This window comes from Pelagicoccus sp. SDUM812003, assembly GCF_031127815.1.
Lineage (GTDB): Bacteria > Verrucomicrobiota > Verrucomicrobiia > Opitutales > Opitutaceae > Pelagicoccus.
The window spans coordinates 1-3677 of the sequence record NZ_JARXHY010000040.1 but is presented as its reverse complement, the minus strand read 5'-3'; the positions used below and the strand labels follow the sequence as shown (position 1 = coordinate 3677).

The following is a 3677-nucleotide window of genomic DNA, read 5'->3' as shown; positions in this document are numbered from 1 at the left end:
GACACCCAGATGACTTGATATACAAAAGTCGTGAACTCCTTTATATTATTAACTTGCAGTGCCTTCTCATGGAAGTCGGTCCATACAACTCGGGCAAATCGCCCGAGTTGTGGCAGCAGCAAGGACGTATCTTCACAACTTCCAGCACGACGGTTTCAGAGCCCTCGCGTATGACCTTCACGTTCGGCAGAAAAATGGAAAACCAAGTACAAGTTGAGGACCTAGAGCTTTTACGCAAAATACGCGGCACAGTTCATCCACCAAAATCGGAGACGAACATGGGCCTTTTCTTTGCCATCCTTGTTGGAACAGCTCTACCCGCGATCACCGTTTTTTCTCTCGCCACAAGCAAAGAGCCCCTTTCGCTGACCGACTGGAAGGATCTAGCTTTCATCGGACTAAATGTCATGTCTGTAGCTTTCGCGTACTTTCTATGGAAGTATTCAGGAATGAGCTACAGATTCGATGGAGAGAAAGTGGTCCAGTTGTTCAGGAATGGTAAGACATTTCGAGAAGTGACGATATCCGAAATCACGAAGATCAAGAAGACTGCGAGCGATGCGTACACACTAGAATCCGAACGAGGTGGACTCTCCTTGGTAATCACAAAAGAACTACAGAAAAAGATAGCCGAACCAGTCAGCCCATACAACTCCAGCCAGTCGCTCCGCGACTGACTTCCGCGTATGGCTTTCACGTTGGGCAAATAAAATGAAACTCACCTGTTTCTCAGTCATCGTAATCCTAGCACTGCCTCTCCTCTCAAAGGCGGATACGCAGTTGCACTACGCACGCAAACTAACTCCCGAGACTTGGTTTACGGTGATCATCCTTCCTGATCAAATTACTACTCACTTTGGCGAGGACACCGGATTCGGTAAGCAAGATAAGATTGAAAAAGAAGAATTCACCAGACTGGCCGAAGTAGCAAAGAAATGGATGATCACGAAAATCGACCAAGAAGATTTCACAAGAGAAGGAAAGATAGAAGAGAACAACGTAGGGTTCACGATTTTCTCGGGTACATCTATCTACACGGTAGACTGGAACAAGGAGAAAGATGGAATGCCAGAATTTGAGAAGTTACTATTCGAAATACTCGAAGTTGACGACATCTCTGAACTAAAAAAAGAAGAGCCCAACCAGGCGGCCCATACAACTCCGGCCAGCGCTCCGCGCTGACCTTCGCGTATGGCCTTCACGTTGTGCAAATAAAGATGACCCCCAAAGAAATAGCGCAGAAACTTGGATACACGAAATCGTGGGTTTCGTTGGGAGTCGTCGACGAAGCTTACCTTCTTAAACAATGGAAAGTCTTCAGTGAATCCGACGACAAAAATGAGGAGCACTATCGGTGTGGAGCCTTCAGGGACTTTCTCACGAAAAAGGATGCTTTCACCGATGAAGAAATAGATCAGTTCTTGGAGCTATCCGATGATGGTCCAGATGGTTGCGATCTTTCAGCAAACAGAGCGATTGAACTAATCGAGCACGGGAATCTGACTGATGATCAGTTTTCTCGACTGGCTACACATCCAGCTTACCAAGCGAATCCAGCAAAAAAAAGATACGTGCGTCGTTCTGTTTTCCATCGAGTCCAGAAGTTTGGCATCAAGTCAGAGATCGAAGAAATCAAGAGAAGTGACGACACTCCACTCCATCAGCTTTTGCTAGAATCAGACGATTCACCCGAGGATGCAATATATTGGCTCACACAGTCCGGAAGGAACAAAGCCATTCGGAATCAAGCGAAGATCAAACTGAAGAAAATAAGAAAAGCACAACCAGGCGGCCCATACAACTCCGGCCAGCGCTCCGCGCTGACCTACGCGTATGGCCTTCACGTTCACCAAAATATAGATGCTCCAAGATCACGCCACTTCAGAAGAGAACTTCGCTAGGTTTGTCCGACGAGTAAAAGAAAACAAAGTCGTCTGGTGCTTGGTATCACCATCTGGAAGTCCCGCGTTCTGTCCGTCGAATGAATACGAAGACTCCGATGTAATCGTGTTCTGGTGAGATCGAGCATATGCCGAACGGCACGTGATTAAGGAATGGAAGAAATATGAAGTACGAATGATTTCTTTCGATGATTTTGTCGGATCCTACCTGAAAGATTTACATGAAGGGAAGTACATGGTTGGACCCAATTGGGACGCACAACTTTTCGGAAAGGAGATGGAGGCGATAGACTTAGCAAAAGCACTAACCGAGGAAGAAGAATGAAAGAAGAGGTGAACAAGTCGCTCGATACAACTCGGGCCAAGCGCCCCGAGTTGTGGACGCTGCAAGGTGAAATCTACCCCTACTCTTTCACAACGGGCCTCTAGGCCCTCGCGTATCAGCTTAGCGTTATACAGAAAATAGATGGAACCCTTCGAATTCAAAAACACCCACACTCACACCGAAGAGGAATACGAAGACATTCATCGTCTCTACACCAGAAAGCAAAAGAGAACACGCAAGGTGATCTTAGCATTCGTCGCCGTAGCTTGCTATTTTTCAGCATACACACTGCTCCTAGGAATAGTCCTCACTTTGTTTCTTATCCTAGGCATCTTCACCAAGAAGATCACAAAATTTGCCAGAACCAATAATTACAAGGAATCTAAGCTACTGAAGAAAGAACTTACCTATGGACTGACCGAGAGTCACCTGACCGTTGAGGGGCAAGGTGTTTTCGTAAGGATTAGGTGGTCGATGATCAAAGTTTGGCAACTACACGACAAATGGTTGAGGATCGGTTGCGACCAGCTTCCAGCATTTTATTTCGAAATCGAAAAATTGAAAGAGAGAGACCTTCTAGATAGAGTCTTGTCCCTCTGCAACAAGCATGGAGTCATGTTCGATTCGAAGGAAAATAAAGAGAGGTATAACCAGGCGGCCCATACAACTCCGGCCATCGCTCCGCGATGACCTACGCGTATGGCCTTCACGTTCACCAAAAGAATTGACCAACGGCCCCTCTTGTGTAAAGTCTCACACATGGCTACAAATCTTGCAATTGATGACGCACTTTTGAGCAAAGCTCTGAAGATCGGAGGAAAGAAAACGAAAAAAGACACTGTGAATGAGGCACTTAGGGAGTTCATAGTCCGCCGAGAGCAAAAGAAGGTCCTAGATCTGTTCGGCACAGTCGAGTATTTCGACGACTACGAACCCAAGAAAGCCCGAAAGAAGTAATGGTCATCGTAGACTCTGACGTCTGGTCTGAGGCTTTCCGAAAGAAGGGAAAGGAAAGCCTGAGTGTGCTGGCCCTGCGCAACCTGGTGAACGAGGGCGAAATCGTCATGATCGGCCCGATACGCCAGGAGACGCTTTCTGGGATAAAGGAAATCGAAAGATACGAAAAGATTCGAGAAGCATTGAGAGCGTTTCCTAGCCAAAGAATTGATGAGTCGATTTATGAAATGGCGGCAGCTTTCTTCAATCTCTGCAGAAGTAAGGGTATCCAAGGATCCCACACAGACTACTTGATTTGTGCGTGCGCAGTGAAATGGAAGGCTTCGATTCTCACCAAGGATAAAGATTTCACAAGGTACTCAAAATACATCCCTATCGAATTGTATCGAAAACAAGGGTGAACCAGTAGGAATGAGAAGGCACAGAGACGAGTCGCCATGAGGCGACCCGTCAATATAGTGCCTTTATGAATACAGCTACTACAACTCACACCA

6 protein-coding genes are annotated in these 3677 nt (G+C 46.5%); all 6 read left to right on the top strand.

The window, feature by feature from the left end:
• On the top strand, window positions 1–677 hold a 677-nt coding region (locus tag QEH54_RS22520; RefSeq protein WP_309020984.1), incomplete at its 5' end, for a hypothetical protein.
• Between the two features lie 34 nt (window positions 678–711).
• A complete protein-coding gene (locus QEH54_RS22515; protein ID WP_309020983.1) occupies window positions 712–1182 on the top strand; it encodes a hypothetical protein in 471 nt (156 codons plus the stop codon).
• Window positions 1183–1217: 35 nt separating this feature from the next.
• Window positions 1218–1901: a hypothetical protein gene (locus QEH54_RS22510; protein ID WP_309020982.1), complete on the top strand. Its 684-nt coding sequence runs from the start codon at window positions 1218–1220 to the stop codon at window positions 1899–1901.
• 466 nt (window positions 1902–2367) lie between these two features.
• Window positions 2368–2916 (top strand): hypothetical protein, encoded by a 549-nt coding sequence (locus tag QEH54_RS22505; protein ID WP_309020981.1) that lies wholly within the window; start codon window positions 2368–2370, stop codon window positions 2914–2916.
• Window positions 2917–2985: 69 nt separating this feature from the next.
• Window positions 2986–3183 (top strand): type II toxin-antitoxin system VapB family antitoxin, encoded by a 198-nt coding sequence (locus QEH54_RS22500; protein WP_309020980.1) that lies wholly within the window; start codon window positions 2986–2988, stop codon window positions 3181–3183.
• Complete coding sequence (locus QEH54_RS22495) at window positions 3183–3584, top strand: PIN domain-containing protein (protein WP_309020979.1); 402 nt, start codon at window positions 3183–3185, stop codon at window positions 3582–3584. The genes QEH54_RS22500 and QEH54_RS22495 overlap by 1 nt, the downstream gene beginning before the upstream one ends.
• Window positions 3585–3677: the final 93 nt, after the last annotated feature.